The 26,717-nt window shown below is 62.2% G+C and carries 28 protein-coding genes; 18 read left to right on the forward strand and 10 right to left on the reverse strand.

Annotation, left to right across the window (positions count from 1 at the left end; translation table 11 throughout):
- The first annotated feature begins 45 nt into the window (after window positions 1–45).
- A complete protein-coding gene (locus ABIB57_RS12645) occupies window positions 46–1,500 on the forward strand; it encodes a Do family serine endopeptidase (RefSeq protein ID WP_354041239.1) in 1,455 nt (484 codons plus the stop codon).
- Here the strand turns inward: ABIB57_RS12645 and ABIB57_RS12650 are convergent.
- Together ABIB57_RS12650 and serB are read right to left on the reverse strand one after the other, a co-directional pair.
- Window positions 1,497–2,039: a GNAT family N-acetyltransferase gene (locus ABIB57_RS12650; RefSeq protein ID WP_354041241.1), complete on the reverse strand. Its 543-nt coding sequence runs from the start codon at window positions 2,037–2,039 to the stop codon at window positions 1,497–1,499. The genes ABIB57_RS12645 and ABIB57_RS12650 overlap by 4 nt on opposite strands.
- Window positions 2,036–2,908: a phosphoserine phosphatase SerB gene (gene serB / locus ABIB57_RS12655; RefSeq protein ID WP_354041242.1), complete on the reverse strand. Its 873-nt coding sequence runs from the start codon at window positions 2,906–2,908 to the stop codon at window positions 2,036–2,038. Before serB ends, ABIB57_RS12650 begins: the two co-directional genes overlap by 4 nt.
- Before the next feature lie 18 nt (window positions 2,909–2,926).
- On the opposite strand from serB, the gene miaA reads away from it, so the two are divergent.
- Both miaA and ABIB57_RS12665 read left to right on the forward strand, forming a co-directional pair.
- On the forward strand, window positions 2,927–3,802 hold the full coding sequence (gene miaA, locus ABIB57_RS12660; protein ID WP_354041378.1) for a tRNA (adenosine(37)-N6)-dimethylallyltransferase MiaA: 876 nt from the start codon (window positions 2,927–2,929) through the stop codon (window positions 3,800–3,802).
- A gap of 37 nt (window positions 3,803–3,839) precedes the next feature.
- Window positions 3,840–4,553: a hypothetical protein gene (locus ABIB57_RS12665; protein ID WP_354041243.1), complete on the forward strand. Its 714-nt coding sequence runs from the start codon at window positions 3,840–3,842 to the stop codon at window positions 4,551–4,553.
- A 138-nt stretch (window positions 4,554–4,691) separates the two neighbouring features.
- Here ABIB57_RS12665 and ABIB57_RS12670 read toward each other — a convergent pair whose 3' ends face one another.
- On the reverse strand, window positions 4,692–6,104 hold the full coding sequence (locus tag ABIB57_RS12670; RefSeq protein WP_354041245.1) for an MATE family efflux transporter: 1,413 nt from the start codon (window positions 6,102–6,104) through the stop codon (window positions 4,692–4,694).
- A 101-nt stretch (window positions 6,105–6,205) separates the two neighbouring features.
- Between ABIB57_RS12670 and ABIB57_RS12675 the strand changes: the two genes are divergently transcribed.
- From ABIB57_RS12675 to ABIB57_RS12685, 3 genes are all read left to right on the forward strand, one after another.
- Entirely contained in the window at window positions 6,206–6,583 is a 378-nt protein-coding gene (locus ABIB57_RS12675; RefSeq protein WP_354041247.1) for a DUF423 domain-containing protein, read from the forward strand.
- A gap of 88 nt (window positions 6,584–6,671) precedes the next feature.
- Window positions 6,672–6,944, forward strand: coding sequence for a YMGG-like glycine zipper-containing protein (locus ABIB57_RS12680; protein ID WP_354041249.1), 273 nt, complete (start codon window positions 6,672–6,674; stop codon window positions 6,942–6,944).
- Between the two features lie 308 nt (window positions 6,945–7,252).
- The gene (locus ABIB57_RS12685; RefSeq protein WP_299744093.1) at window positions 7,253–7,468 is read left to right on the forward strand and encodes a cold-shock protein; all 216 of its coding nucleotides are present in this window, start codon (window positions 7,253–7,255) and stop codon (window positions 7,466–7,468) included.
- 573 nt (window positions 7,469–8,041) lie between these two features.
- On the opposite strand, the gene ABIB57_RS12690 is transcribed toward ABIB57_RS12685, so the two are convergent.
- Window positions 8,042–8,488 carry an SRPBCC family protein gene (locus tag ABIB57_RS12690; RefSeq protein WP_354041251.1) on the reverse strand — a complete coding sequence of 149 codons (447 nt, stop codon included), beginning with the start codon at window positions 8,486–8,488 and terminating at the stop codon, window positions 8,042–8,044.
- Window positions 8,489–8,853: 365 nt separating this feature from the next.
- On the opposite strand from ABIB57_RS12690, the gene ABIB57_RS12695 reads away from it, so the two are divergent.
- The 4 genes from ABIB57_RS12695 to ABIB57_RS12710 all read left to right on the forward strand — a co-directional run bounded on the left by ABIB57_RS12695 (window position 8,854) and on the right by ABIB57_RS12710 (window position 13,399).
- The gene (locus ABIB57_RS12695) at window positions 8,854–10,617 is read left to right on the forward strand and encodes an acetolactate synthase 3 large subunit (RefSeq protein WP_354041252.1); all 1,764 of its coding nucleotides are present in this window, start codon (window positions 8,854–8,856) and stop codon (window positions 10,615–10,617) included.
- 158 nt (window positions 10,618–10,775) lie between these two features.
- Window positions 10,776–11,330 (forward strand): acetolactate synthase small subunit, encoded by a 555-nt coding sequence (gene ilvN, locus ABIB57_RS12700; protein WP_354041254.1) that lies wholly within the window; start codon window positions 10,776–10,778, stop codon window positions 11,328–11,330.
- Window positions 11,331–11,532: 202 nt separating this feature from the next.
- Complete coding sequence (locus ABIB57_RS12705) at window positions 11,533–12,558, forward strand: agmatine deiminase family protein (RefSeq protein ID WP_354041256.1); 1,026 nt, start codon at window positions 11,533–11,535, stop codon at window positions 12,556–12,558.
- 106 nt (window positions 12,559–12,664) lie between these two features.
- A complete protein-coding gene (locus ABIB57_RS12710; RefSeq protein ID WP_354041258.1) occupies window positions 12,665–13,399 on the forward strand; it encodes a pyridoxine 5'-phosphate synthase in 735 nt (244 codons plus the stop codon).
- A gap of 160 nt (window positions 13,400–13,559) precedes the next feature.
- Here the strand turns inward: ABIB57_RS12710 and ABIB57_RS12715 are convergent, their stop codons facing one another.
- Window positions 13,560–14,216: a TetR/AcrR family transcriptional regulator gene (locus ABIB57_RS12715; protein WP_354041260.1), complete on the reverse strand. Its 657-nt coding sequence runs from the start codon at window positions 14,214–14,216 to the stop codon at window positions 13,560–13,562.
- Window positions 14,217–14,418: 202 nt separating this feature from the next.
- On the opposite strand from ABIB57_RS12715, the gene ABIB57_RS12720 reads away from it, so the two are divergent.
- The gene (locus tag ABIB57_RS12720) at window positions 14,419–15,621 is read left to right on the forward strand and encodes a multidrug effflux MFS transporter (protein ID WP_354041261.1); all 1,203 of its coding nucleotides are present in this window, start codon (window positions 14,419–14,421) and stop codon (window positions 15,619–15,621) included.
- 65 nt (window positions 15,622–15,686) lie between these two features.
- Here the strand turns inward: ABIB57_RS12720 and ABIB57_RS12725 are convergent, their stop codons facing one another.
- Window positions 15,687–16,022, reverse strand: coding sequence for a hypothetical protein (locus tag ABIB57_RS12725; protein ID WP_354041262.1), 336 nt, complete (start codon window positions 16,020–16,022; stop codon window positions 15,687–15,689).
- A gap of 329 nt (window positions 16,023–16,351) precedes the next feature.
- Between ABIB57_RS12725 and ABIB57_RS12730 the strand changes: the two genes are divergently transcribed.
- From ABIB57_RS12730 to ABIB57_RS12740, 3 genes are all read left to right on the forward strand, one after another.
- The gene (locus tag ABIB57_RS12730; protein ID WP_354041264.1) at window positions 16,352–16,966 is read left to right on the forward strand and encodes an NADPH-dependent FMN reductase; all 615 of its coding nucleotides are present in this window, start codon (window positions 16,352–16,354) and stop codon (window positions 16,964–16,966) included.
- A gap of 161 nt (window positions 16,967–17,127) precedes the next feature.
- Window positions 17,128–19,050 carry a potassium transporter Kup gene (locus ABIB57_RS12735; protein ID WP_502914381.1) on the forward strand — a complete coding sequence of 641 codons (1,923 nt, stop codon included), beginning with the start codon at window positions 17,128–17,130 and terminating at the stop codon, window positions 19,048–19,050.
- 15 nt (window positions 19,051–19,065) lie between these two features.
- Window positions 19,066–20,295: an FAD-dependent oxidoreductase gene (locus ABIB57_RS12740; protein WP_354041266.1), complete on the forward strand. Its 1,230-nt coding sequence runs from the start codon at window positions 19,066–19,068 to the stop codon at window positions 20,293–20,295.
- A gap of 80 nt (window positions 20,296–20,375) precedes the next feature.
- Here the strand turns inward: ABIB57_RS12740 and ABIB57_RS12745 are convergent, their stop codons facing one another.
- Window positions 20,376–20,813 carry a hypothetical protein gene (locus tag ABIB57_RS12745; protein ID WP_354041267.1) on the reverse strand — a complete coding sequence of 146 codons (438 nt, stop codon included), beginning with the start codon at window positions 20,811–20,813 and terminating at the stop codon, window positions 20,376–20,378.
- 108 nt (window positions 20,814–20,921) lie between these two features.
- Window positions 20,922–22,049 (reverse strand): NADH:flavin oxidoreductase/NADH oxidase, encoded by a 1,128-nt coding sequence (locus ABIB57_RS12750; RefSeq protein ID WP_354041268.1) that lies wholly within the window; start codon window positions 22,047–22,049, stop codon window positions 20,922–20,924.
- A 197-nt stretch (window positions 22,050–22,246) separates the two neighbouring features.
- Here ABIB57_RS12750 and ABIB57_RS12755 point away from each other — a divergent pair, with 197 nt between their 5' ends.
- From ABIB57_RS12755 to ilvC, 3 genes are all read left to right on the forward strand, one after another.
- Window positions 22,247–23,167 (forward strand): hypothetical protein, encoded by a 921-nt coding sequence (locus tag ABIB57_RS12755; RefSeq protein ID WP_354041270.1) that lies wholly within the window; start codon window positions 22,247–22,249, stop codon window positions 23,165–23,167.
- 115 nt (window positions 23,168–23,282) lie between these two features.
- Window positions 23,283–23,924 carry a TetR/AcrR family transcriptional regulator gene (locus ABIB57_RS12760; protein ID WP_354041382.1) on the forward strand — a complete coding sequence of 214 codons (642 nt, stop codon included), beginning with the start codon at window positions 23,283–23,285 and terminating at the stop codon, window positions 23,922–23,924.
- A gap of 14 nt (window positions 23,925–23,938) precedes the next feature.
- Window positions 23,939–24,958 (forward strand): ketol-acid reductoisomerase, encoded by a 1,020-nt coding sequence (ilvC, locus tag ABIB57_RS12765; protein WP_354041272.1) that lies wholly within the window; start codon window positions 23,939–23,941, stop codon window positions 24,956–24,958.
- Between the two features lie 73 nt (window positions 24,959–25,031).
- Here the strand turns inward: ilvC and ABIB57_RS12770 are convergent, their stop codons facing one another.
- On the reverse strand, window positions 25,032–25,370 hold the full coding sequence (locus tag ABIB57_RS12770) for a hypothetical protein (protein ID WP_354041273.1): 339 nt from the start codon (window positions 25,368–25,370) through the stop codon (window positions 25,032–25,034).
- Window positions 25,371–25,823: an RNase A-like domain-containing protein gene (locus ABIB57_RS12775; RefSeq protein ID WP_354041274.1), complete on the reverse strand. Its 453-nt coding sequence runs from the start codon at window positions 25,821–25,823 to the stop codon at window positions 25,371–25,373.
- Window positions 25,824–26,208: 385 nt separating this feature from the next.
- Here ABIB57_RS12775 and ABIB57_RS12780 point away from each other — a divergent pair, with 385 nt between their 5' ends.
- Window positions 26,209–26,700 (forward strand): heme-binding protein, encoded by a 492-nt coding sequence (locus ABIB57_RS12780; protein WP_354041383.1) that lies wholly within the window; start codon window positions 26,209–26,211, stop codon window positions 26,698–26,700.
- Window positions 26,701–26,717 lie beyond the last annotated feature (17 nt).

Consider the following 26,717-nt stretch of genomic DNA (forward strand, 5'->3'; position numbering starts at 1 on the left):
CTAAATTGGCTTTGCGTCAAATGCCGATGAGTAGGGGAGTGCAGCATGGGGCGTTTTGCAATCGCAGGATTGGTGCTGGCCGTGGTTCTGGCCAGCAGCCCCGTCTATGCTCAGGCCGAGCCGCAGGGCCCGAAATCCGTCGCCGCGCTGGCGGCGCAATTATCGCCAGCCGTGGTCAATATCGGCAGTACCACGCACGTGCCGGGCGGTACGCCCTTCCCCGAATTTCCCGAGGGTTCGCCGCTGGGGGACATGTTCGACCACCTCAACCCCAATGAGGGCAAGGGCAAAGGCCCGATGCAGGAGGCCACCAGCCTGGGCTCCGGTTTCATTATCAGCGCCGACGGTTATATCGTCACCAATAATCACGTCATCGAGGGCGCCGACGAGATCGAGATCTATCTGACCGATGGGCGCCGGCTGCCAGCGAAGCTGGCCGGGCATGACGACAAGACGGACCTGGCCGTGCTCAAGATCGAGTCGCCAACGCCGTTGCCCTTTGTGCAATTCGGCGACAGCGACAGCGCACAGGTCGGTGATTGGGTCATGGCGATCGGCAATCCATTCGGGCTGGGCGGTTCGGTGACGCTCGGCATCGTCTCGGCGCGCAATCGCGATATCGAGGCGGGGCCTTACGATAATTTCATCCAGACCGATGCCTCGATCAACCAGGGCAATTCGGGCGGACCGCTGTTCGACATGTATGGCAAGGTGGTGGGCATCAATACGGCCATCATCGCGCGGGGCGGCTCATCGCTGGGTATCGGCTTTGCCGTGCCGGGCAATCTGGCGTCGCCCGTGGTGCGCCAACTGACCGAGTTCGGCGAGACGCGGCGCGGCTGGCTCGGGGTCGGCATTCAGGAAGTTACCGACGATATCGCGCTCAGTCTGGACCGGCCCAATACCAATGGGGCCATGGTGGTGGATGTGGATCCGGCAGGACCGTCGATTGGCGTGCTGTTGGAAGGCGACGTGATTTTGCAGTTCGACGGCAAGACGGTGGCGCGAATGCGCGACCTGCCGCGCATCGTGGCCGAGACCGCGGTTGGTCGAGCCGTGCCGGTCAAGGTGTTGCGCAACGGCTCCGAAGAGGACGTCGATATCACGCTCGGCCGGCTCGAAGTGCCGGGCGATACGGCGATGGTGGCGGGCACCGACGCGCCGGCGCCGGCAATGGCGGATACCGCGCCTGCTGTCGGGCTAGATGAGTTGCTTGGCCTCGGCGTGGCACCGCTGAACGACGCGGCACGGGCCGAATTCGGGATCGACGCGGCCGTCAACGGCATCATCATCACAGAGGTGACCGATGGCAGCGATGCCTATGAAAAGGGAATGATTCCGGGCCTGTTGATCACCGAGGTCAACCAGAAGGCAGTGTCCAGCGTCGAGGAGATCGAAGCGCTGGTAACCGAAGCCAGCACCGCCAAACGCCCGGTGGTGCTGTTCAAGGTCACCGACCCGGCGGGATCGAGCCGGTTTATTGCGGTGAAGTTGGGCTAAATCGGGTTCGGATTGGGGATGCGATAAAGCACGTGCGGCCGTAGCTTGTGGCCTTCCGGAACCAATGGATGCTCGAAGTCGCCATCGGGATCGAGCAGCATGCCGAGTTTCTGCATGACGCGCTGGCTTGGCATGTTGGAGGTGGAGGTGAAAGCCACGATTTCGGGCAAGCCAAAGTTTTTGAAGGCAAAATCCAATACGCCACGAGCGGCTTCTGGTGCGTAGCCCTGGCCCCAGAATTGTTGGCCAAGGAGCCAGCCGATTTCGGCAGGTGGCGAGCCATTGAGGGACATCCGTACCGGCGCCAGGCCGACGTCGCCGATCAGCGCACCGTCGCTTTTGCGGATGGCCGGCCAGAAGCCGAAGCCGTCTCGCTCATAGCCTTCGATGTAGCTATCGACCGCAGCGTCGCTCTGCTCGCCCGTTAAGGTATCGACATAGAAGCGGCGGACCACCGGATCGGCCACGAAGCTGGCATAGGCGGCGCGGTCGCCGTCCTGCCACTGGCGGATAAAGAGCCTTTCGGTTTCGATGATCACCGCACGATCTCTTCATCGTCATAGCCCTGCAGATAGAGCAGGGCGGTGAGGTCGCCGTGGTCGATGCGGACGCCGGCCTCGGCGGCGACGGCAGGCTTGGCGTGGAGGGCCACGCCGAAGCCGGCGATGCGGATCATGTCGAGATCGTTGGCGCCGTCACCGACCGCAATGGTCTGGCTCAGTGGCAGGTTGCGTTCAGTCGCCAGGGCCGTCAGGCGCTCTCGCTTGGTGTTCTTGTCGACGATGGGCTTTTGCACCGTGCCGGTTAGGGCGTCGTCCTCGAACAGCAGCACATTGGCGATGGCTTCGTCGAAGCCGATGCGCTTGCCGAAATAATCGGCGAAGATGGTGAAGCCGCCCGAGACCAGCGAGGTATAGGCGCCATAGGCCTTCATGGTGGAGATGAGCGCGCGTCCGCCGGGGGCGAGGGTGATGTTTTCGCGGCGGACGGCTTCGATGACCTTGCGCTGCAGGCCTTTGAGCAGGGCGACGCGGGTGTCGAGCGCCTGGCCGAAGTCCAGTTCACCGCGCATGGCGCGGTCGGTAATGGCGGCGACCCGGTCCTTGATGCCGATGGCGGCGGCCAGCTCGTCGATGCATTCCTCGTTGATCATGGTGGAGTCCATGTCGGCGACGAGGAGCTGCTTGCGGCGATTTTCCGTGGGCACGAGGGCTGCATCGACCTTGGCGGCGCCGATGATTTCGCGGGCCTCGGCGAGCGCATCGGTTGACTTCGGCTCAAGGATTTCGCAGGCAATAGAATGGTTAAGCCAGTTAAGCTCGCCCCCCACCTGTTTGACCACGCGGGCGGCCAGGGCCACGTCGAGTTCGCTATCGGTGGGATTGGCGATGAGGCAGAGAACCGGCATAGGTGAGGTCTCTTGGGGATGTCGGTGATGAGCGGGCGAGTTGCAGTGCTGATAGCGGGTCCGACTGCCAGCGGCAAGTCGGCGCTGGCGCTTGGCATGGCGGCAGAGCGGGGGGCGGTGATCGTCAATGCCGACGCGATGCAGGTTTATGACACGCTGGCGGTGGTGACGGCGCGGCCGGGGGCGGCGGACTTGGCTCGGGCGGAGCATCGGCTTTATGGATTTGTGCCGGCGGCGGTGCGGTTTTCGACGGGGCGGTGGCTGGATGCGGTGGCGGAGGCGATTGCTGAGACGGAGGGACGGCCGCTGATTTTTGTAGGCGGGACAGGGCTTTACTTCGATGCGTTGCTAAATGGATTCGCCGAAATTCCGCAGGTGCCGGAGGCTGTGGCACTTGAAGTTCAACAGGAGATTCAAGCGCTGGATGCAGGCGAGCGGCTGGCTCTGCTGCAGCGGGAAGACCCCGAGACTGCAGCTCGGCTCAAGGTTGCGGACCCGCAAAGGGTGATCCGGGCGCTTGCTGTGAAGCGGGCGACGGGGCAGACGATTTCGAGCTTTCAGGACGCGCCGCGAGCCAGCATGCTGGAAAGCTGGAAAATCGAAAGGCTGGTTTTGGACCCGGATCGCGATGTGTTGCGCGCTCGGATCGCGCGACGGTTCGAGGCGATGTTCGAGAGTGGCGCGGTGGAGGAGGTGGAGGCGATCCTGGCGCAGCATATCGATCCCAGCCTGCCGGCGATGAAGGCGATCGGGGTGCCCGAGATTACCGATTGGTTGGCGGGACGATTGTCGCGCGAGGAGGCGCTGCGGCTGGCGATCACCGCCACCCATCAATATGCCAAGCGGCAGCGGACGTGGTTTCGCAATCGCATGGGCGATTGGCCGCGACAATAGGATTGACTGGATGCATCGCAGTTTGCAGAGTTCGGCCATGAAGCTTTTTGCAATTGCCCTTGTTGCCCTCGCCGCGCTGGCTCCGCCGGCGTTCGCTGTCGAAACCACTAACGAGACGACTGCGGCACTCTTCGCCGAACAGTACCCGGTTACCCGCAGTGTGTTGGCTGCCGATTTTCCGCAAGACCTGCAGGCGCTGGAACAGAGTTTCGGCGATATCGACAGCACGGAAATCTCGCCACAGCTCAAGATGCAGCGGGCTTTTCTCGAGTTGACGGCGCTGCGCAAGCAGTATGCGTCGCAATTGCAGTTTGCGCGGGCCGACATGTCAGCGCTGGTGGTGCTGAGCCTGGCCGATTTTTACCAGAGCGTGCTGCAGCGTGATGGCGCGGCGGTGTGCGGCGGGTTTGCCACGGACGGCGCGGGAGCGCTGTACACGATCGGCGCGGCACCGGGCTATGCGCTGGAGTTGGACCGGCAGAGCGCGGCCTATTTTTCCGCCGTGGTCAGTGCGCTGGAAGACCCCGATGCGGTCGGGCCGGCCAGCGAGGAAGACTGGAAGCAGGTGATGAGCCAGATCGTCACCGATGGCCATCCCCCGTCCTACCTCGCATCGATTGCCGGGGGCAGGGCGACCGATCCTGATTTGTGCCCGGCGCTATCGGCCTTCATGCACGCCATGGTGGATGTGAAATCGGACGTCGCCTTGCGAGCGCGCGCCGACTTTATACAGAACGCCACCGGGTATTGAGGCCGGCTGCTCTTTTGGGGCGGGACGAGAAGATGACATGGAGCCGGTGGGCGGTCTGGAACCCCCACCCTGGCCCTCCCCCCGGGGGGAGGAGACTGGATCGGGGCTCTCGGGCCTCAGCATTAAGGCCGAAGATTTTTAGCGGGGCCGCATGAGGCCCAGGCGTTCGCGCAGGGCAAAGCGGGCGACCAGCACTACGGCGACGAAGGCGAGGCCGGCCGCAAGGCCGATCCAGATGCCGACGCCGCGCCATTGCACCACAAAGCCCAGCACATAGGCGATCGGCAGGCCAATGAGCCAATAGCCGGCAATGGCCAGGATCATCGGCACCGTCGTGTCGCTGAGCCCGCGCAGGGCGTGGGCCGAAACGACCTGCGCACCATCGACCAGCTGGAACACGCCGGCGACGACAAGGAAGGTTGCGGCGAGCGCGAGCGCATGGGCATTGGCCGGCTCGTTGGCGTTGAGGAACAGGCCGACCACAACGGGCGCCAGCGTCAGGAACAAGAGGCACGATAGCGCCATAAAGGCGACGCCGACGGCGATGGCGGTCCAGCCGGCGCGATGCACGCCCTGGGGGTCGCTGCGGCCATAGGCGAGGCCAACGCGCACCGTGGTGGCGGCGCCGATGCCCAGGGGCACCATGAAGGCCATCGAGGCGCATTGCAGGGCGATGGCGTGGGCCGCCACTTCATCGGTGCCCAGGAGACCCACCAGCAGCGCGGCGGCGGTGAACAGGCCCACTTCGGCCAGCACGGTCAGCCCGATCGGCGTGCCGATGCGGAAGATTTCGCGGAAGCGGAGCCAGTCGGGCTTATGGAAGCGCAGCAGGATGTGGAAGCGCTTGAAGCGGCGATGGCGCAGCACATAGGCCAGCATCAGCGCAAACATCAGCAGATTGGTGGTGACAGTGGAAATCGCGGCGCCGCGCAGTTCCAGCCGGGGAAAGCCGAAATTGCCGAAAATCAGCAGGTAGTTCATCCCGGCATTGAAGAACACGCCGGCCACGGTGATCCAGAGGATGACGCGCGTGTCGTCGAACGCCGACACCAGCGAGCGCAGCACGGTGAGCAACAGCGCCGGAAACAGCATCCAGACGCCGATGTGAATGAACTGCTCAGCCATTTCGGTGGCGCTGGCATTCTGACCCAGCGCGAGGAAAATCGGCTTGATCTGCCAGATCAACGGGGTCAGCAGCGCGGCGAGCAGAATGGCGGCCCAGGCGCCCTGGCGCACGATGCGGCGGACGGCCTTGATATCGCGGGCGCCGCGCGCCTGCGCCACCAGCGGCGCCACCGCGCCCACAATGCCCATGCCTGCCACGAGGAAGGGCATAAGGAAGGTGGTCGCCAGCGTGGCGGCGGCCAGATAGGTGGGGCCAAGCCAGCCGATCATGATGACGTCGGTGGTGGTGAGGGCGTTCTGCGCCAGTTGGGCGATGACCAGCGGCCAGGCTAGGGTGAACATGGCGCGCAGTTCAGTCGTCCAGCCAGTGGATTGCGCAACGCGTTCTGCGGCAGCGTGGCGCGCTGCCGTTGTCTGATCGGTCATGATATGTCGTCCCATTCGCGCTTTCGGTTTAGCCGAAGGCGAGGGCAGGGGAAAGGGCGGACGGCATGGCGCCGCCCGCGACAGCGCAGGATGGAAATTTCATGGCACAGACCAACCCGGTTTTGGCGCGGCTGACGATCGTGGTGGCGGGCATTTTGGGTGGCGGCGGGGTGATGGCGGCGGCTGCGGCCAGCCACGGCGGCGATGGTACCAATCTGGGGCCAATCGCCATGGTATGCCTGGCGCATGGACCGGCTCTGCTGGCGCTGGGGCTGTCATCGCTGCGTGGGCGGCTGTTCGATGCGGCCGCGATCCTGCTGGGGCTGGGCACGCTGGTCTTCGCCGGCGACCTGCTGGTGCGGCAGTATCTTGGGCATGCCGCTTTCCCCATGGCCGCGCCGATCGGTGGCGTGGGCATGATCGGCGGCTGGCTCGCAGTCATTATTGGCGGCGTCTTCAGCCGGACTGTGGGTAAATAGGAAGCGGACACAGTTTGGTTAAAATTGTATTGGAACCAAGTCCGTGGCCACACGTTTGAGCCTCGATTGTTTCTCGGAGGGTTTCCTAATGCATAAATTTCTGATCATCGCCTGCGCCGCTCTATCCATGACGGCTTGCACCACCACACAACAGGGCGCCGCTGTTGGCGGCGTTGGTGGCGCTGTCGTTGGCGCGGCTTTGGGTGGCTCGGTTCTGAGCACGGCCGTGGGCGCGGGTGTTGGTGCCGTCGCCGGCGCTGCGGTCGGTAACATGATTGGCCGCGTACCGAACAGCAATAACCTGTGCTGGTACGAGAATTCGCGTGGCCAGCGTTACAAGGATACCTGCCCGCGCGGCTAAATCCTATCAGCCGCATCGCCCCATGCGGCTGCGCGCCTTAAGTGGCGCCAAAGCACCCGATCCGAGCCAGTCTTGGGTCGGGTGTTTTTATTCCTAATCGGGAATGGCCTTGTAATCGTCTTCGTTTGAAGCCATATTCATCGAATACGTTTACACTCGTCTTGCGCTATCTAATCGACCGGCTCGCCGGGAAGCTTGGCTACCTCCTGATCTGTGAATCGTTAGGCCCGGGTCTCGCACCTTGCAAAACCCGGTTTGAACCCTTAGCCGCGCGGCGCGGCACCCACTTATTTGTGAGGATCACAAGCATGTCTACTTTCACCGGTACCGTTAAATTCTTCAACACCACCAAGGGCTTCGGCTTTATCTCGCCTGAAGGCGGCGATAAGGACGCGTTCGTTCACATCTCCGCTGTTCAGCGTTCGGGCCTGCAGGGCCTGTACGAAGGCGACAAGGTGACCTACGAACTCGAAACCGGCCGTGACGGCAAGGTTTCCGCGACCAACCTGACCCTGGTCAGCTAAGTTCTAGAATACCGCAAAACGAGAAAGGCCCCCTTGAGGGGCCTTTTTTTTATGGCCGTTGTTGAGTTGGTTTGAATGGTGGCAGTCTAAAAGACCAAGTTAGGCCGGAGTGAGCGCCCGGCACAGTTGTTGGTGGGATTTAGACTGAAACCGGTTTCTGTTGTTTTGGGTGGTTGGCGGCGCGCGGAATTGTGGACTCTCGCTCCCGTGGCAATGAAATCCGGTCGTAGGTGGCGGGATTCCATCGGTCAGGGCTGGGCGTGTCTTGGCTGGATGAAGATCAGCTCGCCAGCTTACGGTTCAACTCCTCGCCGAGTTTGTTCATCCGCCATCCGGTGCCCTTTGGCGCTGTTTGGCCGTGGCCCGCCCCATAAGGGAAGGGCTGTCGCCTATGGCCGGGCACCAACTTGGCAGGGCCACCGATCGGCTCCTCCCCCTCCTAGGGGGAGGTTGGGTGGGGTTGGAGAGCCCAAGTCCGGCAGAAAGACCCCCACCTTGATCCTCCCCTGGAAGGGGGGAGGTGTCGACTGAAGCATTGCGCCCGGTGGGCAGCCGCGAGTCCGGCGTTGTAAATCAGCTCGCCATCTGGCGGGTCAATTCTTCACCCAGTTTGTCCATCAGCCATTCGGTGCCCTTCTGGCGCTGCTCGACATTGTCGAGGCCATCGAGGAAGCAGCCGTGTTCGGTGACGATCATGTGGGTGCCCTCGCCTTCGGGGCGCAGTTCCACGGCGGCGACGGAGACGGAAATCTTGGGGCCGCCCAGCGCCATTTCGTAAGTGTAGATGATGCGGTTATCCGGCACGATATCTCGATAGGAGACGTCGAAGCTGAAGCCGTTGCCCTCGGCATATTCACGGCCGCCGACGCGGAAATCGAATTCCTTGGTGTCCTCGGGCGAGGTGCCGAACCATTTGGATTTGATCTTGGGATCGGCCCAGGCCTGGAACACCCGCTTGGGGCTGGCCGGATAATGGCGCTCGACGGTGAAGGTGCCGTGGGCGATAGAGCGTTCAGTCATGGTGGTCTCCCGTTGTTTGTTAAGAGGAAAGTTAAATGACGGATTTCGACCTGTCAACGCTTAAGTTATGACTTAAGTGAATGGCTGCGCGTCTCGAAGCTGACGCGCGCGCTTGACAGGGCGGCGCACTTGCTCTTATCAATGCGGCCATTAGATTTTCAGGAGCGGTCCCGTGCGGGCATCCATTCTCGTAGTACGAACGCGCATTGGCACCGTGGGGTAACTCCCCGCGAGCAAGCTGATGCGCGTAACACAGGTCCCACACGGGGCCTTTTTTATTGCCTTTTTTCCGGTGATGCGGACTAAAGGCGCCACGAAACAGACGAAACGGCATGCCAGAGCGCTGCCGACCGAGGAGACCGAAGATGGCCGAACAGATGACCGGCGCGGAAATGGTGATACAGGCGCTGACCGATCAGGGGGTCGAGTTCATTTTCGGCTATCCCGGCGGCGCGGCACTGCCGATCTATGATGCGCTGTTCCAGCAGGACAAGATCCAGCACATTCTGGTGCGCCACGAGCAGGGCGCTGGTCACATGGCCGAGGGCTATGCTCGCTCGACCGGCAAGCCGGGCATCGTGCTGGTGACCTCGGGCCCAGGCGCGACCAATGCGGTGACGCCGCTGACCGATGCGTTGATGGATTCGATCCCGCTGATCTGCATCACCGCGCAGGTGCCCACCAATCTGATCGGCTCGGATGCGTTCCAGGAATGCGACACGGTCGGCATCACCCGCAGCTGCACCAAGCACAATTACCTGGTCAAGAACGTCAATGACCTGCCGCGCATCATGCACGAGGCCTTCCTGATCGCGACCACTGGCCGTCCCGGCCCGGTGGTGATCGATATTCCCAAGGACGTGCAGTTCGCGCTCGGCATGTATTCCAAGCCCGATATCGAGAACCTGCGCCATCCGAGCTATCGGCCGCGCATGGACGGCGATCATGCGGCTATCGAGGCGGCGGTGGAGCTGATGCTGCGCGCCGAGCGGCCGGTGTTTTATACCGGCGGTGGCGTCATCAATGCGGGGCCGGAAGCGTCCGAGCACCTGCGCGAACTGGCGGAACTGACGGGTTTCCCGGTGACCTCCACACTGATGGGGCTGGGCGCGTTTCCCGCGTCCAATCCGCAATGGCTGGGCATGCTGGGCATGCACGGGACGTATGAAGCCAATCTGGCGATGCACGATTGCGATCTGATGATCAATATCGGGGCGCGGTTCGATGACCGGATTACCGGGCGCGTCGATGCGTTCTCGCCCAATAGCCGCAAGATCCATGTCGATATCGACCCGTCCTCGATCAATAAGGTGATCACGGTGGATGTGCCGATCATCGGGGACAGCGCGCGGGTGCTGGCGGAAATGGTGCGGATCTATCGCAGCAAGACCAACCAGCCGCGCACCGAGGCGATTGCGCCGTGGTGGAAGCAGATTGCCAAGTGGCGGGCCGTTAATTCGCTCGGCTACAAGAATTCCGACACCATCATCAAGCCGCAATATGCCATCGAGCGGCTGTATGAGATGACCAAGGACAAGGACGTTTACATCACCACCGAAGTGGGGCAGCACCAGATGTGGGCGGCGCAGCATTTTCATTTCGACAAGCCGAACCGCTGGATGACGTCGGGCGGGCTGGGGACGATGGGCTATGGCCTGCCGGCTTCGGTGGGCGTGCAGGTGGCCCATCCCGATGCGCTGGTGATCGACATCGCCGGCGAGGCCAGCGTGCAGATGACGATGCAGGAGTTTTCGACGGCGGTGCAGTATCGCCTGCCGGTCAAGATTTTCATCCTCAACAATGAGCGCATGGGCATGGTCCGCCAGTGGCAGGACCTGCTGCATGGCTCGCGTCACGCGCATTCGTATTCCGACTCGCTGCCCGATTTCGTCAAGCTGGCGGAGGCCTTGGGCGGCAAGGGCATTCGTTGCTCGAACCCGGCGGAGCTGGATAAGGCGATCACCGAAATGCTCGATTATGAGGGGCCGGTGCTGTTCGATTGCCTCGTCGAGAAGGACGAGAATTGCCTGCCGATGATCCCGTCGGGCAAGCCGCACAATGAGATCATCTTGCCCGATACGGCAAACATTGGCTCGATCATCGACGAAGCAGGAAGGGCGCTGGTTTAGGCGGCGCAAATCCGCCCCGCCGGCCATCTGGCGCGGTCGTCTCCGCTTCCGGTGCTCACGTACTTAAGTACGCTCCGCTCCGGTTCTCGACGACCACGCCAACTGACTCGGCAGGACGAATTTTCACTCGCCAAAACTCATGCCAGAGGAACAAGAAAATGAACGCACATTTGCAGCCCACCGGCTCCGCCTATTTCCTGACCCAGGAAACCCAGCAGATCGAGAAGCATACACTGTCGGTTCTCGTCGATAACGAGCCGGGAATCCTCGCGCGGGTCGTCGGCCTGTTTTCGGCGCGTGGCTACAATATCGATAGCCTCACCGTCAGCGAGACCGAACACAATAAGCGACTTAGTCGCATCACGGTGGTGGTGGTGGCGACGCCCAAAACGCTGGTGCAGATCAAGCTGCAGCTCGAACGGCTGATCCCGGTGCATAAGGTGCATGACCTGACGGCCGAAGGCGCGTCGATCGAGCGCGAGCTGGCGCTGATCAAGGTGGCGGGTTCGGGCGAGCATCGTGCCGAGACCTTGCGGCTGGCCGATGCGTTCCGGGCGCAGATCGTGGATGCGTCGGTGACGAGCTTCGTGTTCGAGCTGACCGGCAAGTCGAGCAAGATCGACAGTTTCATCGCGCTGATGGCGCCGTTGGGACTGGTCGAGGTGGTGCGCACCGGGCTGGCGGCGATTTCGCGCGGTCCTGAAGGGATGTGACTGCAAGCGGTGATGGAGCGCCTCGCAAAGGGCATGTAACGGTGCGGGCGGTGTCCATGGCCGCCCTCTATGCTAACCTATCGGCAGACGAAGGATCGACAGGGAGCGCGTCATGTTTGGTCGCAGACAGTTTCTGGTGGCGGGTGGAAGCCTGACACTGGCACCGCTCTTCACCTCTCACGCGCAAGCGGAGACGAGGCCAGTGGACGTTCTGCGCAGCTATGAGATGCCACTCGAATCCGAGCCGCATGAACGCACCTTCATGCAATGGCCGGTCAGTCTTGAGGTGTATGACCGCGCCTCGCTCGCCGCTGTGCAGGCGAGCATTGCCGATATTGCCAATTCCATCGCTCAACATGAGCCGGTGGTGATGCTAGCTGGCGGGCGGCATGTGGATGCGGCGCGCAAGCAGCTCTCCGGCGAGGTCGAGGTCTGGGACATTCCCACCGACGATTTGTGGTGCCGGGATTCCGGCCCGACCTTCGTGCGCAATGGCGAGGGCGAGCTGGCCATCGCCCATATCCGCTTCAACGGCTGGGGCAACAAGCAGCCCCATCGCGAGGATGCCCTGATTGCGCCGCGCCTGGCGGAGCGTCTGGGCGTGCCGCTGTTGGACACGGGGCTGGTGGGCGAGCAGGGCGGCGTCGAACATGACGGCGCGGGGACTTTGATGGCTCATAGCAGCTGCTGGGCCAATCCGAACCGCAATCGCCTCTCCGAAGGGGAGATTGGCACACGGTTGCTGGACGCGCTGGGCGGAACCAAGATGATCTGGGCGCCCGGAATCAAGGGAAAGGACATCACCGATTATCATATCGATGCGCTGGCGCGCTTTGTCGGGCCGGGCAAGGTGCTGATCCAGCTCGGCGACGAGATAGACCCGGACGATCCATGGTCGGTGTCCGGGCATGAAACACTGCGGATTCTTGAGCAGGCGACGGCAGCGGATGGCCGCAAACTGGAGATCGTACGTTTGCCCGATCCGGTGGATATCCGCAGCCGGCGCGACGATTTCGTCGCCAGCTACGTCAATTACTATGTCTGCAACGGCGCGGTGATTGCGGCCCAGTTTGGCGACGAGGCCGCCGATGCGCATGCCAGGGAATTGCTGCAGTCGCTCTATCCGGGACGCGTCGTTGAAATGCTCGATATCGATCCGATCGGGGAATCGGGCGGTGGCATCCATTGCGCAACCCAACAGCAGCCCGTGGCCAAGCCGGCGGCGTAACGGCCTGGCGCTGCATTTCCGCAGCTGATGGCGGTCATCAAAAGGTTCGATTGGGCTTGCGGCCCCATTGGTGTAATGGTCGCGCCGAAATGATCCGGACGCTTTCATGACCGTTCTTTCCGTCAATCTCAATGCCGTCGCCCAGCTCCGCAACCGCCGCAACCTGCCGTGGCCCAGCGTCACCGGCATTGCGCGGGTGGTGCTCGATGCGGGCGCCAGCGGCATCACCATTCATCCGCGGCCAGACGAGCGGCATATTCGCCGCACCGATGTACATGAGCTGGAAGCGCTGTTGCGCGCCGATTATCCGCGGGCGGAATACAATATCGAGGGGTATCCGAGCCCCGAATTCCTGACGCTGGTGGAGCAGGTGGCGCCGGATCAGGTCACGTTCGTGCCGGACGATCCGAGCCAGAATACGTCGGACCACGGTTGGGATATTGCCGGTGATCGGGCCGTTCTGGAGCCGGCGATGGCGCGAATGAAGGCGGCGGGCATCCGGATTTCACTGTTTATCGATGAGGACCCGGAGGCGCCGGCGCTGGCGAGGGCCATGGGCGCTGATCGGGTGGAACTTTACACCGGCCCCTATGGGGGGAGCTACAGCACGCCCGAGGGCGACGAGCATCTGCGGTTGCTGGCGGTGACGGCGGGGGCGGCGCATGCGGTGGGGCTGGTGGTCAATGCGGGGCATGACCTGACGCTGGACAATTTGCCGGTGTTTATGCGGGTAATGCCGGATATCGCCGAGGTATCGATCGGGCATGGGATTACCGCCGATGCGCTGCTGATGGGGTTTGCGGAGGCGGTGCGGCGGTATCGGGTGGTGCTGGGGGGGTAGACGGTCGCATTTGATTGGGGCACTGGCTTTCATCCCCACGATCTTCCCGCGGACTTGATCCGCGGGCCTCTCGTCGCTTGTGCCATGCTGATGGCGGCCCGCGGATCAAGTCCGCGGGAAGGTCGGTGATGGGGCATGGATCAAGCTCAATCCGAACGATCTAGGATTTGCCCTGCCGTGCCCCAAATGCCCGTAAAAACGTGGCGACGCCGGCGGAGGCGGTTTGGCGGAGTTGGTCTTCGGTGGGGTGGCTGCACGATGCGTCGTCATTGGGCAGGTCCGAACAGACCAGCGCCAGGAAATGCCGCGTGGCCTGGCTGACGTCGGTCAGGTCGAGATAGCCGTCGCGGGCGAGCTTGGCGAAACAGGCGGAAATCAGCGGGAAATCCTTTCCCGGCCCGTATTCCTTCCAGGTCTCGAACAGTTTTGGATGGCGATAAGCTTCGCGCTTGATCAGGGTCGATAGCGCGCGGCCATCCATGTCGCAGAAGCAGCGGGCCAACATATTCACGGCAAAATCAGTCAGTGCCGCCTGAATGTCATCTGGTTGATCGGGGAAGCTGGCTATAACGGCCATCAGCGAGGCGCTGGAGCGGGCAGTGACATCCTCGACCACGGCAATGAACAGCTGATCACGGTCGCCGATGAGATTATAGACAGTTTGCCGCGACACGCCCGCCTCGATGGCAATGCCGTCGATGCTGACGCTACCGACACCGTCGCGCACAAAGGCGCGCTTGGCGGCATCGAGTATCGCCTGCCGCTTGGACAACGGGCGGGGTTGGGAAGCAGGGATGGTGGCTTCTATCTGGCTCATTGCCTCAAAACATAGCACCGGCTTTTAGATTTTACAACATTGTCCAAAATTTTGGACAGAACTGCTTGACGAATTTTACACTTGTGTCCAATATGCGCTAATCACGGGGTTGCGACCTCCCTCGCCAGCCGTGAGCCCTTTTTCAACCGGTATCGTCGTGGCCTCCGCAGCAATGCGCCGGAACACGCGGAGGTTTTTTGCAATGAATACCCCAATGTTGCGGGCGGCACTTGTGCTTGGCCTGCTATCGGCCATCGGGCCGTTCGCTATCGATATGTATTTGCCGGCACTGCCGGCCATCGGCGTCAGCCTGCAGGCCAGCACGGCCGAAGTGCAGATGAGCCTGATGGCCTTCATGGCCGCCATCGCGGTCTGCCAACTGTTCTATGGTCCGATCAGCGACATGATCGGGCGCAAGCCGCCGCTGTATTTCGGCATTGCGCTGTTCAGCATCGGCGCTATCGCCTGCGCGCTGGCGCCGTCGATCGAATGGCTGATCGCGGCGCGCTTCGTGCAGGGCGTGGGCGCCTGCGCCGCCATGGCGCTGCCCCGCGCGATCGTGCGGGACGGCTACAGGGGCGCCGATGCGGCGCAACTTCAAAGCCTTCTTATGCTGGTGTTTTCGGTCTCGCCGATTCTGGCGCCGCTGGCCGGTAGCCTGATGGTGCAGTTCGGTGACTGGCGCACGATTTTCTGGGCGATTGCCGTCATCGGCGTGCTCGGCCTGCTGCTGATCGCGTTTTTCCTCAAGGAAACCCGTCCGGCTTCTGATCGGCTCGAATCAAGCGTTGGCAGCGCCATGCGCGGCTATGGCTTGCTGCTGAAGGATCGTAACTTCATCGGCCTGTCGCTGATCGGAGCCTTCGGCATGTCCAGCTTCATGGCTTATCTCGCCAATTCCTCGTTCATCCTGATCGACCATTACCACCTGACGCCGACGCTCTACAGCGTGATGTTCTCGATCAATGCCGTGTCGTTTATCGGCGTGTCGCAACTGACGGGCGTGTTGACCCGCCGCTTCGGCCTCAACACGGTGGTGCGCACCTCGGTCAGCGGTTTCATCGTGGTGATGGTGGCGCTGGCGGCGCTGTTCCTGGCCGGGATTGACCAGCTTGCCGTGTTGGCGGTGCTGCTGTTCATCGGCTACGGCTTCCTTGGCCTGGTCGTGCCTACCACCGCCGTCCTGGCGCTGGAGAATCACGGCACCATCGCGGGCACCGCTTCGGCCCTGATGGGGACGCTGCAAATGGTCACTGCCGCAATCGTGATGGGCGTGGTCGGGGCGTTCTTCGACGGCACCGCCAAGCCGATGGTCATCGGTATCGCCATCTGCGCCATCATCGCTTTTGCCCTGACGCGGTTGACAATCAAGGGCACGGCCGGCCAGCCGGTCGCCGCGGAATAGCTTCCGATACGACGCAAAAAATGGGGCGCAGCCACGAGCTGCGCCCCTTTGTCATGCACGGCCGGTTATGGGTTGAAGTTGAACTGGTTCAGCTCGCACACATTATTGTTGCGTGAGACGACCTGGTCGTCGTCCTCGAACACGGCCAGGAAATCGAATTTGCAGTAGCCGCTGCCGTCATCGATATTGATGATGACGCTCTCGCCGGCCGGCAGGATGCCGCGGCCCAGAATGTCCTCCTGCCAGTCATTGGTGCCTTTGTTGGAGGCATAGAACTGCACGATATCGTAGCCGGTATTGTTGTTGATCTGCATGCGCCGGTCCAGCGCCGCAGCCGATGAAATGCTCAGCGCCACCAGGGCGCCGGCGACCGCAAGAGCGGTCAGTTGTCGTGTCCACATGATTGTTCCCCAAAAGCCGGTGTGCCCCCCGGCGCATAATTCATAGGTCGGGGGCGAGGGCGGAGCACCCCCGGTTCCGGGGTTGGGCGATACAGAGAATTCCACTTGATCGATATCAGCGAACGGTTCGTTCCATGCCGCAACGCTATGGCTTCAGCGGCAAGCCCCGTAGGGCGTTCTGACGCGAAAAACGTAGACGACGTCAATACTTACCTTGAGGTGCCTATGGCAGTCCCGTGTGCCTGCGCCACAACTTCGTGCCTCCTTGTGAGTATCTGACAAAGGCACATATATCGCCTCAGTTACGATTTGTTACCAAGGAGGGCTCAATGTCCAAACTCAAGATTGCCGTGATTATCGGTTCCACCCGTCCGACCCGCTTTGGCGACCTGCCCGCCAAGTGGATCCTCGACAAGGCCAATGAACGCGCCGAGATCGACGCCGAGATCGTGGACGTCCGCGACTTCGACCTGCCGCTGTTCGACGAAATGGCCTCCAATGCCTGGATGCCTTCGGCCAACCAGAACGCCGTCAAGTGGCAGAACAAGATCAGCGAATTCGATGGCTACATCTTCGTGACCGCTGAGTACAACCGCTCGGTTACCGGCGCTCTCAAGAATGCGCTCGACCAGGCCTATGTGAACTGGAACAAGAAAGTTTTCAGCGCCGTGGGTTATGGCACTGTCGGTGGCGCCCGCGCTGTCGAGCACCTGCGCAATATCGGCGTCGAGCTGCAGATGGTCCCGACTCGTTCGGCCGTTCACATCGGCGGCGCTGACTTTGCTGCGGTGCATCCCGGCTTCGGCGGCACCAAGGCTATTGCCGACCTCGAAGGCTCGATCGGCAATTCGGCCAAGGACATGCTCGACCAGATCATCTGGTGGGGCAATGCAACCAAGGCGGCTCGCGCCAACGACGCCGTGGCCGCCCAGGCTGCCGAATAAGCTTCACGAAGACCTCCAAAGTCGTCGTTTACCGGCAGGGGCCGCTCCGAAAGGGGCGGCCTTTGCTGTTGTGGCTTGAACCATCGCGGCGGGAAAGTGTTGTGTGTGTCCGGGGCCGGGTGTAGAGAGGCGCCGCCTTTGACCAAGAGAGCGCACGGTTCATGACGCAGACGAACACGCCCGGCATGACCGCCGGGGTCGATGCGATCGACCATACCCCCCATTCCCGTAAAGACATGAACCTGCTCATCTTGGGCGCGTTGGGTGTCGTTTACGGCGATATCGGCACGAGCCCGATCTACGCGTTCCGCCAGGCCATGAGCATTCGGCCGGGCGCTTCCTCCCATACCAGTGAAATCCTGGGGCTGTTGTCGCTGATCGTGTGGGCGCTGACCCTGACGGTCGCGGTCAAATACGTGTTCTTCGTCACCAGGGCCGACAATAATGGCGAAGGCGGCACGCTGTCGCTGGTGGCCCTGGCGCGCAAGACCTTCACCAAACCACCGGCCTGGATCACCGCGCTGGGTGTGCTCGGCGCGGCGCTGTTTTTCGGCGACGCCATCATTACGCCGGCCATTTCGGTGTTGTCTGCTGTCGAGGGTCTCGAATTGGTGGCGCCGGACCTGACGCGCTGGGTGGTGCCGATCACGCTGGCGATCATCGTCGGGGTGTTTTTCGTGCAGCGATTCGGCACCGCGAAGGTGTCGATCGTGTTCGGGCCTATAACCGCACTGTGGTTCATCGTGCTTGGCGTCTCGGGGCTGGTTCACATTATCGGCACGCCCAGCGTGCTGCTGGCGATCAATCCGCTGCTCGGCGTGCAATTTTTAATCACCCATATCGGCATAGCGTTCGTGGTGGTGGGGGCCATTTTCCTGGCGGTGACCGGGGCCGAGGCCCTGTATGTCGATCTGGGGCATTTCGGGCGCAAGCCGATTGTCATCGCCTGGTTCGGGCTGGTGTTTCCCTGCCTGCTGCTGAACTATTTCGGGCAGGGCGCCTATGTGCTGCAGGTTGGGGTCGAGAACGTCAAAAGCCCGTTCTTTGAAATGCAGCCCGAATGGGCGCTGGGGCCGTTCGTGGCCTTGGCGACATTGGCCACTATCATCGCCAGCCAGGCGGTGATTTCGGGCACGTTCAGCCTCGCCCAGCAGGCCATCGCACTCAACATGCTGCCGCGCATGGTGGTGCTACACACCTCCGAAACGCAGAGCGGGCAGGTCTATATGCCCCAGATCAATTCCATGCTGATGGTGGGCGTGCTGGTGCTGGTGCTGGCGTTCCGCAGTTCGGAAGCGTTGTCCAATGCCTACGGTATTGCGGTGTCCGGGGTGATGATCGTGACGCTGCTGCTGCTGCTGGTGGTGATGTGGCGCAACTGGAAGTGGCATCCCCTGGCGGTCATTGCCTTCGGGGCGCTGTTTACGGTGATCGATCTGGGGTTCTTCGCCTCCAACGCGTCCAAGCTGTTCCAGGGTGGGTGGATGCCGGCATTGGTGGCGGCCGTCGTGGCGCTGATCATGGCGACCTGGATTTCCGGCCGGCGGCGTCTGGCCGACAAGACGCGGCGCGACGAGGTGCCGTTGCAGTTCCTGGTGGATAATCTCTCCAAGAAAAAGCCCACCATCGTGCCGGGCACGGCGGTGTTCCTGACCAGCGATATCGAGGGCGCGCCGACGGCGCTGCTGCATAGTCTCAAGCACTACAAGGTGCTGCACGAGCAAAACGTCATCCTGACGGTCAACACTTCGGCCTCGCCGCGCGTCAATGACGACGAGAAGGTGCGGATCGAGGCGTATAACGAGCTGTTCAGCCGCGTCATCGTCACCTTCGGCTATATGGAAACGCCCAATATCCCCAAGGCGCTGGCGCTGGGCCGCAAGCTGGGGTGGAAATTCGACATCATGAGCACGTCGTTCTTCCTGTCGCGGCGCTCGCTCAAGGCCGGCAACAAGCAGGGCCTGTTGCGATTCTGGCAGGATCGGCTGTTTACGCGGCTGGCGCGTAATGCCAGCGACGCGACGGAATATTTCCACATTCCGACGGGGCGCGTGGTGGAGATCGGCACGCAGGTGGTGCTTTAGACTGACGGGGGCGCGATGCCGAAGACTCTCGACATCGCGGTGTGCGGCGCTGGACCGGCGGGGCTGGCAACGGCGCTGTATCTGCGGCGGCTCGGGCATGATCCGATTGTTTTCGAACGCTTCGATGTGCCCAAGGCGATCGGGTCGGGGTTGATCCTGCAGCCGACAGGGCAGGCGGTGCTGCACGATCTGGGACTGCTGCCGGCCATCGTGGCGCTGGGCTCGCCGATCGATCGGCTGTGCGGCACAGATGCGCGCAGCGGCCGGATGGTGCTCGATGTCGGCTACAAAGCACTGCCGAAGTTGGGCCGAGGTCTCGGCATTCACCGGGCCGCGCTGTTCGATGTGTTGCATGACGCCGTGTGGACCGCCGGCATTCCGATCCATACCAGCAGCGAAGTCGTGACGCTCCGAGACGCGGCGGAGGGAAAGCGCGCGCTGGTGTTTGCTGGCGACAGGCAGTCGGAGGCATTCGATCTGGTGGTGGATTGCCTTGGTGCGGGGTCGCCGCTCAAGAGCCATTCGCGGGCGCCGGGCAAGGCGCGTCCACTGGCCTTCGGCGCGATCTGGGCGACGCTGCCCTGGCATGGCGTGGGGTTTGATGCCGCCGCGCTGTTGCAGCGTTATCGCGCGGCCAGTGTGATGGCAGGGGTGTTGCCAATCGGGCGATCGAGCGATGGCGCGCCGCTGGCGGCACTGTTCTGGAGCCTGAAGGCGTCGGACTACGAGATGCTAAAGCGCGATGGCCTCGACGCCTGGAAGCGGGTGGTATTGGAGAACTGGCCGGAGACCCAGCCTTATCTCGATGCTATTGCGAATTTTGAGACCATGACCCTGGCGCGCTACGTACATCATACCATGGCCGATCCGACGGGTGATGGGCTGGTATTTGTCGGCGACAGCGCGCATTCGACCAGTCCGCAACTGGGGCAGGGCGCCAATATGGCATTGCTCGATGCGCGGGCGCTGTATCTGGGGCTACGCGACAGGGGTGACGATCTGGCGGGGGCGCTGGCCCACTATGCCGGGCTGCGGCGGAACCATGTGCGGCTCTATCAGGCGCTGAGCGCCATGTTCACGCCGTTCTATCAGTCCGATAGTCGGGTACTGCCGCTGGTCCGCGATGTCTTCGTGGCGGCACTGGCGCGTATTCCGCCGGCGCCGCAATTTCTGGCGGCGATGATTTCGGGATCGTTGCTGTCGCCGATCAGGACGTTGGGGTTGGAGAAGGCGCCAAGGGTTTAGGGATACGGGCAGGCAGAATGGCTCCCGTTGTCGCGGGAAGGACGTCGGGGGGGGTCGTAAGTCGCTTAGGAGGCTCGACCCTACTTGACCATATCTGGGCACAGATAGGGCACGGTCGCCGCGACGAAGTGCTGTTCCTGGATGTTCTTGCCTAGCTTGAGGTTCAGCACGAGTTCGGTGGGGCTGACGGAAGCGATATCGGCGTTGATGGTCATGCCGTCCTCGTCCCAACTGATGGCGGTGTCGGAGACCTGCTGCCATTTGGAGAGGCGGTAGGTTTCCCAGCAGCTATCGGTCACCAGCGTGCCGTCTTCGAGGAAAATCTGCATCGGGCCGGGCAGGCTGGGATCGGCATCAGAGCGCACCCAGACCTTGTTGAGCAGGGCATTATCCGCATCGTCGCCAGCATCGTCGGTGGCGTCCTCGGTATCCTGGCCCAGTGCGGGGGCGGTCGCCGTAGCGCCCACGCCCCAGACGGTCAGCAATGCGATGATGGCTGCCTTGGTATCCATGCCCATACGAAATCTCCCTGTGCCCATCCTGATCTGGTGATCAGTTCGCGACGCTACAAGAGTGGCGTCGCGAAAGCGGCGATTTTGCGTTGCGGGCAGGGTCGTTTGGCGATGCTATTGTGCGAAGGCGCGCCGATGCAGCGAGCGGTCGAGGCTTTCCACACGCTTGGTCGGGTTGGGCCACAGGTCATATTCGGCCGAGCCCAGTTCCAGCTTGGCATGGACGGCCCAATTCGGATCGTCCAGGGCACCGCGGGCCAGGGCAACAAAGTCGGCCTCACCGCTGGCGATGATGGCCTCCGCCTCGGCAGCCTCCGAAATCAGGCCAACCGCCATGGTGAGAATATCGGCGCCCTTGCGCACGGCCTCGGCGAACGGCACCTGGTAGCTGGCGACGGATTTGATCTGGCCGCCGTGGAAGCCGCCGCTCGAGCAATCGACGGCGTCGACGCCACGGGCCTTGAGTTCCCTGGCCAGCACCACGCTGTCCTCGACCTGCCAGCCATCGGGATGGTTGTCGCTGACCGAGATGCGCACCAGCAGCGGCTTGTCGGCGGGCCATACGGCGCGCACGGCCTCCACCACTTCGAGGGGAAGGCGCATGCGATTTTCGCGGCTGCCACCATATTGGTCGGTGCGCTTATTGGCCAAGGGCGAGAGGAACTGGTTGAGCAGATAGCCGTGCGCGGCGTGGATTTCCACCGTGTCGAAGCCGGCCTGTTCGGAGCGGATGGTGGCAGCGACAAAGGCATCGATGATGCCCTTGATGCCGGCCAGATCTAGCTCGGCGGGCAGGGAGAAGCCCGGCTCGTCGCTATGGGCTTCGGCGGTCGGCGCTACGGGCGTCCATTCGGTATAGGCGACGGAGGCGCGCCCCTCTTCGGTGGCCAGCAAATTGCCATTCCATGTGACCGGGGTCGATGCCTTGCGGCCCGCGTGGGCAAGCTGAATACCGGCAGCGGCGCCCTGATCGTGCAGGAAATCGACAATGCGGGCCAGCGGGGCGATCTGTTCGTCTTTCCACAGGCCGAGATCGCCATAGGAAATGCGGCCCTCGGCGGTGACGCCGGTGGCTTCCAGAATCACCAGCCCAAAGCCCCCAATGGCGAAGCGACCCAGATGCACCAGGTGCCAGTCATTGGCGAAACCATCCTTGGCCGAATATTGGCACATGGGGGCAACGACCGTGCGATTGCGCAGGGTCAGGCCACGCAGGGTGGCGGGGGAGAAGAGTTGGGACATTTTTGGGAGCTCGTGGTTATCGCGGCGAAAGGTTTGGAGACCATGCACCGGATGACATCCATCGGCAAGTGCCGATGGAGTGAACCTGCTCTCCGCCTTCCGCATGGAACGGCCGGGCGGGCTTGGCGACCAGCGTCCGGCGCGGTACCATTGCGCGAAGTGGCGGGGGCCATCTGCTTGCTGAGGGATACGCCACCGTGAAAGTCACGCTCGATCTGGACGCGCTGGTCGCCGCCGGCAAACTTACCAATGCCGAAGCCACACGGCTCAAGACCATGGCTGCCGCCGATACCGGGGCCCTTGGCACCAATATTTTCCTCGCCTTCGGTGCAGTTGCGGTGGCGCTGGGTGTAGGGATTTTCGTGCCGACGCCGCAGACAGCTATCGTGATCGGCGCGCTGCTGGCCGGACTGGGACTGGCGCTGACGCTCACGCGCTCCATGCATTGGGCGGTGTTCGCGCAGATCGTCACGGTGATCGGCGCGCTCGGCATCCTGGGCGGCGTGTTCCTGCTTTCGGATGGATCGATCTGGATCAACCTCGCCATGACCGCGCTGCTGGCCGTAGCGGCGGTGGTGGCATCATCCGGGCTGCTGGCCGCGCTCTCGGTCTTGATGCTGGCGGTGGCGCTGGGCAGTGGTTCGTCCTATTGGCAGGCGAGTTGGTTCCTGGGTTTCGACCGTCCGGCGCTGACTATCGGCGCGCTGTCATTGCTGACGCTGGCGCTGTATCTGGTGTCCCTGCGGCTGAAGCCGGGGCAGGAGCGGTTGGCGATCATCGCGATGCGCACCGCAATCCTGATGATCAACGCGGTCTTCGCCATCGGCTCGCTGTTCGGCGATGCGCTTCTGGGCTGGCCCTCACAGGTGTTCAGCATCGGCTGGGCAATAGCGCTGATTGCCGTTGGCGTCTGGGCGATCATGGTCAACAGGCGCTGGCTGGTGAATACGGTCGCGGTGTTTGCTGCCGTGCACTTCTTTTTTCGCTGGTTCGAGCTTCTCGGACCCAACCCATTTGGTATTCTGGGTGCTGGCCTGCTGCTGATCGGTTTTGGCCTTGGGTTGGCGCGATTCAACCGCTGGATCTCGGCGCGGCGCGCAGGCATCGTTGCCGGTTAGGGTCTTCTACATCTTCCCCGGTGGCCTTTAATCTTTCCACTTGCTTAGAACCGTACCGTACGGTACGCCTGCGTTCCAGAATGAAGACGGGATCAGGACAGTGTTGCGCGTGCCGATGATCAGCAAGATCGACGAAGAGGTGTTCACGCCCCGCCAGCAGGCGGTGCTGACGGCCGCGCTCGATCTGCTGGTGGAGAACGGCGACGGGCTGACCATGACCGCGGTGGCGCGCCGCGCCTCCTGCTCCAAGGAAACGCTCTACAAGTGGTTTGGCGACCGCGATGGGCTGCTGACGGCCACAGTGCAGTGGCAGGCGGCCAAGGTGCGCATGCCGCAGGTCAACCGCTCCAGCCTCAACGCCAAGGCGCTGCGGGCCAGTGTCGAGCAATTTGCCCGCGACCTGCTGACGGTGCTGATCGGGGAAATCTCGATTACGCTCAACCGCACCGCCGTCACCCACGCGGCGCAGGAAAAAGACAGCCTGGGCGCCATCGTGCTGGAAAATGGCCCGATGGCCATCCGCCGGCGGCTCAAGCCCATTCTCGAGGCCGGTCGCGATGCGCGGCTGCTGCGGTTCGACAGCAGCGAGGATGCGTATCGCACCTTCTTTGGCCTGGTCGTGCGCGACGTGCAGATCCGGCTGCTGCTCGGCGACAAGACGCTGACTCAGATCAATGTCGAGGCCAACATCGAAGCCGATGTGCAGACCGCGACGGACCAATTCTTTGCCCTCTATGGGGCGGATAAAACGCAATAAAAGGGAGTACTCCAATGCGCGTTTATTACGATCGTGATGCCGATCTCAACATCATCAAGTCCAAGAAGGTCGCGATTGTCGGCTACGGTTCGCAGGGCCATGCCCATGTGCTGAACCTGCGCGACTCGGGCGTCACCGATGTCGTCGTCGCCTTGCGTCCAGGCTCCCCGTCGGCCAAGAAGGCCGAGGGCGAGGGCCTCAAGGTCATGTCGGTTGCCGACGCGTCCAAGTGGGCCGACGTCATCATGATGCTGACCCCCGACGAGCTGCAGGCAGATATCTACAAGCAGCACATCGAGCCCAATATCCGCGACGGCGCGGCGCTGGCATTCGCGCATGGCCTCAACGTGCACTTCAACCTGATCGAGCCCAAGTCGACCGTCGACGTGATCATGATCGCGCCGAAGGGCCCGGGCCACACCGTGCGCGGCGAATATCAGAAGGGCGGCGGCGTGCCATGCCTGATCGCCGTGCATCAGGACGCGTCGGGCAATGCCCATGATATCGCGCTGGCCTATGCGTCGGGCGTTGGTGGCGGCCGTTCGGGCGTCATCGAAACCAATTTCCGCGAAGAATGCGAAACCGATCTGTTCGGCGAGCAGGTCGTGCTCTGCGGCGGCCTGGTCGAGCTGATCCGTGCCGGCTTCGAAACGCTGGTGGAAGCCGGCTATGCACCGGAAATGGCCTATTTCGAGTGCCTGCATGAAGTGAAGCTGATCGTCGACCTGATCTATCAGGGCGGCATCGCCAACATGAACTACTCGATCTCCAACACTGCCGAGTGGGGCGAATACGTCTCAGGCCCGCGCATCATCACCTCGGACACCAAGGCCGAGATGAAGCGCGTGCTCAAGGACATCCAGTCCGGCAAGTTCACCGCCGAGTGGATGCAGGAAATCAAGGCCGGCGGTTCGCGCTTCAAGGCGACCCGTCGCCTGGCCGACGAGCACCAGATCGAAGAAGTCGGCAGCAAGCTGCGCGACATGATGCCCTGGATCAAGGCCGGCGCGCTGGTCAACAAAGAGAAGAACTAAGGTTCTTTTGAACGTCTAGGGACGGGGGCTTCGGCCCCCGTTTTTATCTAGAAGCCTGACCACTTTTCGCCTTCTACCATTCGTCCCCGTAGCGTCGCGGCTTGCCACCTTTGGCGATGTAGCGGTCGATAATAATGATGGCTGCTTTAAAGAACGCATTGGCTTGGCGCGGAATGTCCCTCGCGCCGGTTCCCCACATCAGGTCAACCAGTTCCCTGTCTGTATAGCGCCCGCTCGATAGGTGCACGAGTGCGTCCCTTAATTCCCGTAGCATGGCCAAACGGTCGCCTGCCGGCAGATTGTCGAGGGCGACTAAAGTCATCTCCTCACCGGTCGACTTACCCTCCTCTGTCAAGTCGATGAGATGGCGGGCGAAGGCGTAGAATATTTTAGGAGCGCTTGGTCCAGGCATTTAAAACTCCATCAGCTCCATGTGTTTACGGGTTGTTTCATTGGGTATTTCGTTCATAGGGTAAGCGGTTACTACCCTGTAGCCTTTGCCGCCGGACCATGGGTCATTCGTGATATAAATTTCAACCCAGTAGGTGGTTCTGATTATGGGTGGAACTTGGACGCTCGGCTGGTAAGCCTCGTATCCCGTATCGTAGCCAAACCTGTGCAGTATTCGTAGATTCTTGCCACCATCTATTGCGGCTTGCACGACATCAGGATTTGCGCGTAGCGCGGCTGCCACCAAGTTATTGGCCTCTCCCAAAGAATGAAAAGATCCCTCGGCGGGGTGTAGTTCATTTATCGGATTCATGTTCCAGGCAATAACGTAAGCTTTAAGATAGCCGGCAGTTTTGGCAACGTGCTTGCTGTAGCCGTGCCCACCCTTTGCGCTCCTCCTCCGCCAGATCAACATAGTACAGCCCCGGATTGTCGAAGGCCGAGACCGCCACGTGAACCCGGTCGGCCGTGCCGGCGCCCACCCATTGTCCGCCGATAGCCGACCCAGCTGGTGCCCTTGGTTGGCTCGCGTCATACCCCGCCTTGGATAGCGCCCGTTGCAAGCGCAGCAGCTTGACGCTGGCGCGAAGCGCATTGATGTTCCAAAGTGCGGCCAAGGCGTTGGGTTGATAGAGCATGGGTCCTGCGATCCGGTTTCGGCGCGCCCATGATGCCTGCGCGTAACCGCTCCGGGGATAAGCTGGACCCGTTGAACGGGTCATCGGCCATATTTCCGCGACAGTGGTTCAGGTTATCGATAATACGGATGCGGAAAACCAATTTGGAGTCGGTTCTTGTCTGTGCAAAGTGATCTGGACATCATCGTCGAGCAGGAGCGTCAGCTCGTTTTCACGCAGTTCGACGAGGACATTGCCTTCGCCATTGGCGCGCATGTGCGCGAGGCGGGCAGGGCTCTCGGCAAGGGCGTCGCGGTGGGCGTGACGCTGTGGGATCGCACCATGTTTTATGGCGTGACCGCTGGGGCTTCGGCGGGCAATCGCGCCTGGGTCGAGCGCAAGAGCAATACGGTGCGGCTGCAGATGAAAAGCACCTATCGGATCGTGCTCGAACGCGGCGACAAACCGAGGCTGTTCGAGGATAGCTGGGCGCTGGACCCGGCGCTCTATGTGATCGCAGGCGGAGCCTTTCCCATCGTGATGAAGGGGTTGGGCGTGGTTGGCGCAGTTGCCACATCCGGGCTCAGCGAGCGTGACGATCATGAGTTATCCCGCCGCGCCATTGCGGTGGCGATCGGCCGGAATCCGGACGATTTGGCGCTGCCGGTGGTGTAGCGGCCTTCTACGCCTTC

It is taken from the genome of Devosia sp. UYZn731, assembly GCF_040546795.1.
Lineage (GTDB): Bacteria > Pseudomonadota > Alphaproteobacteria > Rhizobiales > Devosiaceae > Devosia.

What these genes read in the sequence shown, in the direction of transcription:
- miaA (WP_354041378.1), top strand. Translation starts at nt 2,927, where the DNA reads ATGTCGGTGATGAGCGGGCGAGTTGCAGTGCTGATAGCGGGTCCGACT.
- ABIB57_RS12750 (WP_354041268.1), bottom strand. Translation starts at nt 22,049, where the DNA reads ATGTCCCAACTCTTCTCCCCCGCCACCCTGCGTGGCCTGACCCTGCGC.
- ABIB57_RS12665 (WP_354041243.1), top strand. Translation starts at nt 3,840, where the DNA reads ATGAAGCTTTTTGCAATTGCCCTTGTTGCCCTCGCCGCGCTGGCTCCG.
- ABIB57_RS12695 (WP_354041252.1), top strand. Translation starts at nt 8,854, where the DNA reads ATGGCCGAACAGATGACCGGCGCGGAAATGGTGATACAGGCGCTGACC.
- ABIB57_RS12725 (WP_354041262.1), bottom strand. Translation starts at nt 16,022, where the DNA reads ATGTGGACACGACAACTGACCGCTCTTGCGGTCGCCGGCGCCCTGGTG.
- ABIB57_RS12775 (WP_354041274.1), bottom strand. Translation starts at nt 25,823, where the DNA reads ATGTTGATCTGGCGGAGGAGGAGCGCAAAGGGTGGGCACGGCTACAGC.
- ilvN (WP_354041254.1), top strand. Translation starts at nt 10,776, where the DNA reads ATGAACGCACATTTGCAGCCCACCGGCTCCGCCTATTTCCTGACCCAG.
- ABIB57_RS12730 (WP_354041264.1), top strand. Translation starts at nt 16,352, where the DNA reads ATGTCCAAACTCAAGATTGCCGTGATTATCGGTTCCACCCGTCCGACC.
- ABIB57_RS12680 (WP_354041249.1), top strand. Translation starts at nt 6,672, where the DNA reads ATGCATAAATTTCTGATCATCGCCTGCGCCGCTCTATCCATGACGGCT.
- ABIB57_RS12745 (WP_354041267.1), bottom strand. Translation starts at nt 20,813, where the DNA reads ATGGGCATGGATACCAAGGCAGCCATCATCGCATTGCTGACCGTCTGG.
- serB (WP_354041242.1), bottom strand. Translation starts at nt 2,908, where the DNA reads ATGCCGGTTCTCTGCCTCATCGCCAATCCCACCGATAGCGAACTCGAC.
- ABIB57_RS12740 (WP_354041266.1), top strand. Translation starts at nt 19,066, where the DNA reads ATGCCGAAGACTCTCGACATCGCGGTGTGCGGCGCTGGACCGGCGGGG.
- ABIB57_RS12770 (WP_354041273.1), bottom strand. Translation starts at nt 25,370, where the DNA reads ATGCCTGGACCAAGCGCTCCTAAAATATTCTACGCCTTCGCCCGCCAT.
- ABIB57_RS12685 (WP_299744093.1), top strand. Translation starts at nt 7,253, where the DNA reads ATGTCTACTTTCACCGGTACCGTTAAATTCTTCAACACCACCAAGGGC.
- ABIB57_RS12670 (WP_354041245.1), bottom strand. Translation starts at nt 6,104, where the DNA reads ATGACCGATCAGACAACGGCAGCGCGCCACGCTGCCGCAGAACGCGTT.
- ABIB57_RS12720 (WP_354041261.1), top strand. Translation starts at nt 14,419, where the DNA reads ATGAATACCCCAATGTTGCGGGCGGCACTTGTGCTTGGCCTGCTATCG.
- ABIB57_RS12710 (WP_354041258.1), top strand. Translation starts at nt 12,665, where the DNA reads ATGACCGTTCTTTCCGTCAATCTCAATGCCGTCGCCCAGCTCCGCAAC.
- ABIB57_RS12675 (WP_354041247.1), top strand. Translation starts at nt 6,206, where the DNA reads ATGGCACAGACCAACCCGGTTTTGGCGCGGCTGACGATCGTGGTGGCG.
- ilvC (WP_354041272.1), top strand. Translation starts at nt 23,939, where the DNA reads ATGCGCGTTTATTACGATCGTGATGCCGATCTCAACATCATCAAGTCC.
- ABIB57_RS12645 (WP_354041239.1), top strand. Translation starts at nt 46, where the DNA reads ATGGGGCGTTTTGCAATCGCAGGATTGGTGCTGGCCGTGGTTCTGGCC.
- ABIB57_RS12690 (WP_354041251.1), bottom strand. Translation starts at nt 8,488, where the DNA reads ATGACTGAACGCTCTATCGCCCACGGCACCTTCACCGTCGAGCGCCAT.
- ABIB57_RS12715 (WP_354041260.1), bottom strand. Translation starts at nt 14,216, where the DNA reads ATGAGCCAGATAGAAGCCACCATCCCTGCTTCCCAACCCCGCCCGTTG.
- ABIB57_RS12735 (WP_502914381.1), top strand. Translation starts at nt 17,128, where the DNA reads ATGACGCAGACGAACACGCCCGGCATGACCGCCGGGGTCGATGCGATC.
- ABIB57_RS12760 (WP_354041382.1), top strand. Translation starts at nt 23,283, where the DNA reads ATGATCAGCAAGATCGACGAAGAGGTGTTCACGCCCCGCCAGCAGGCG.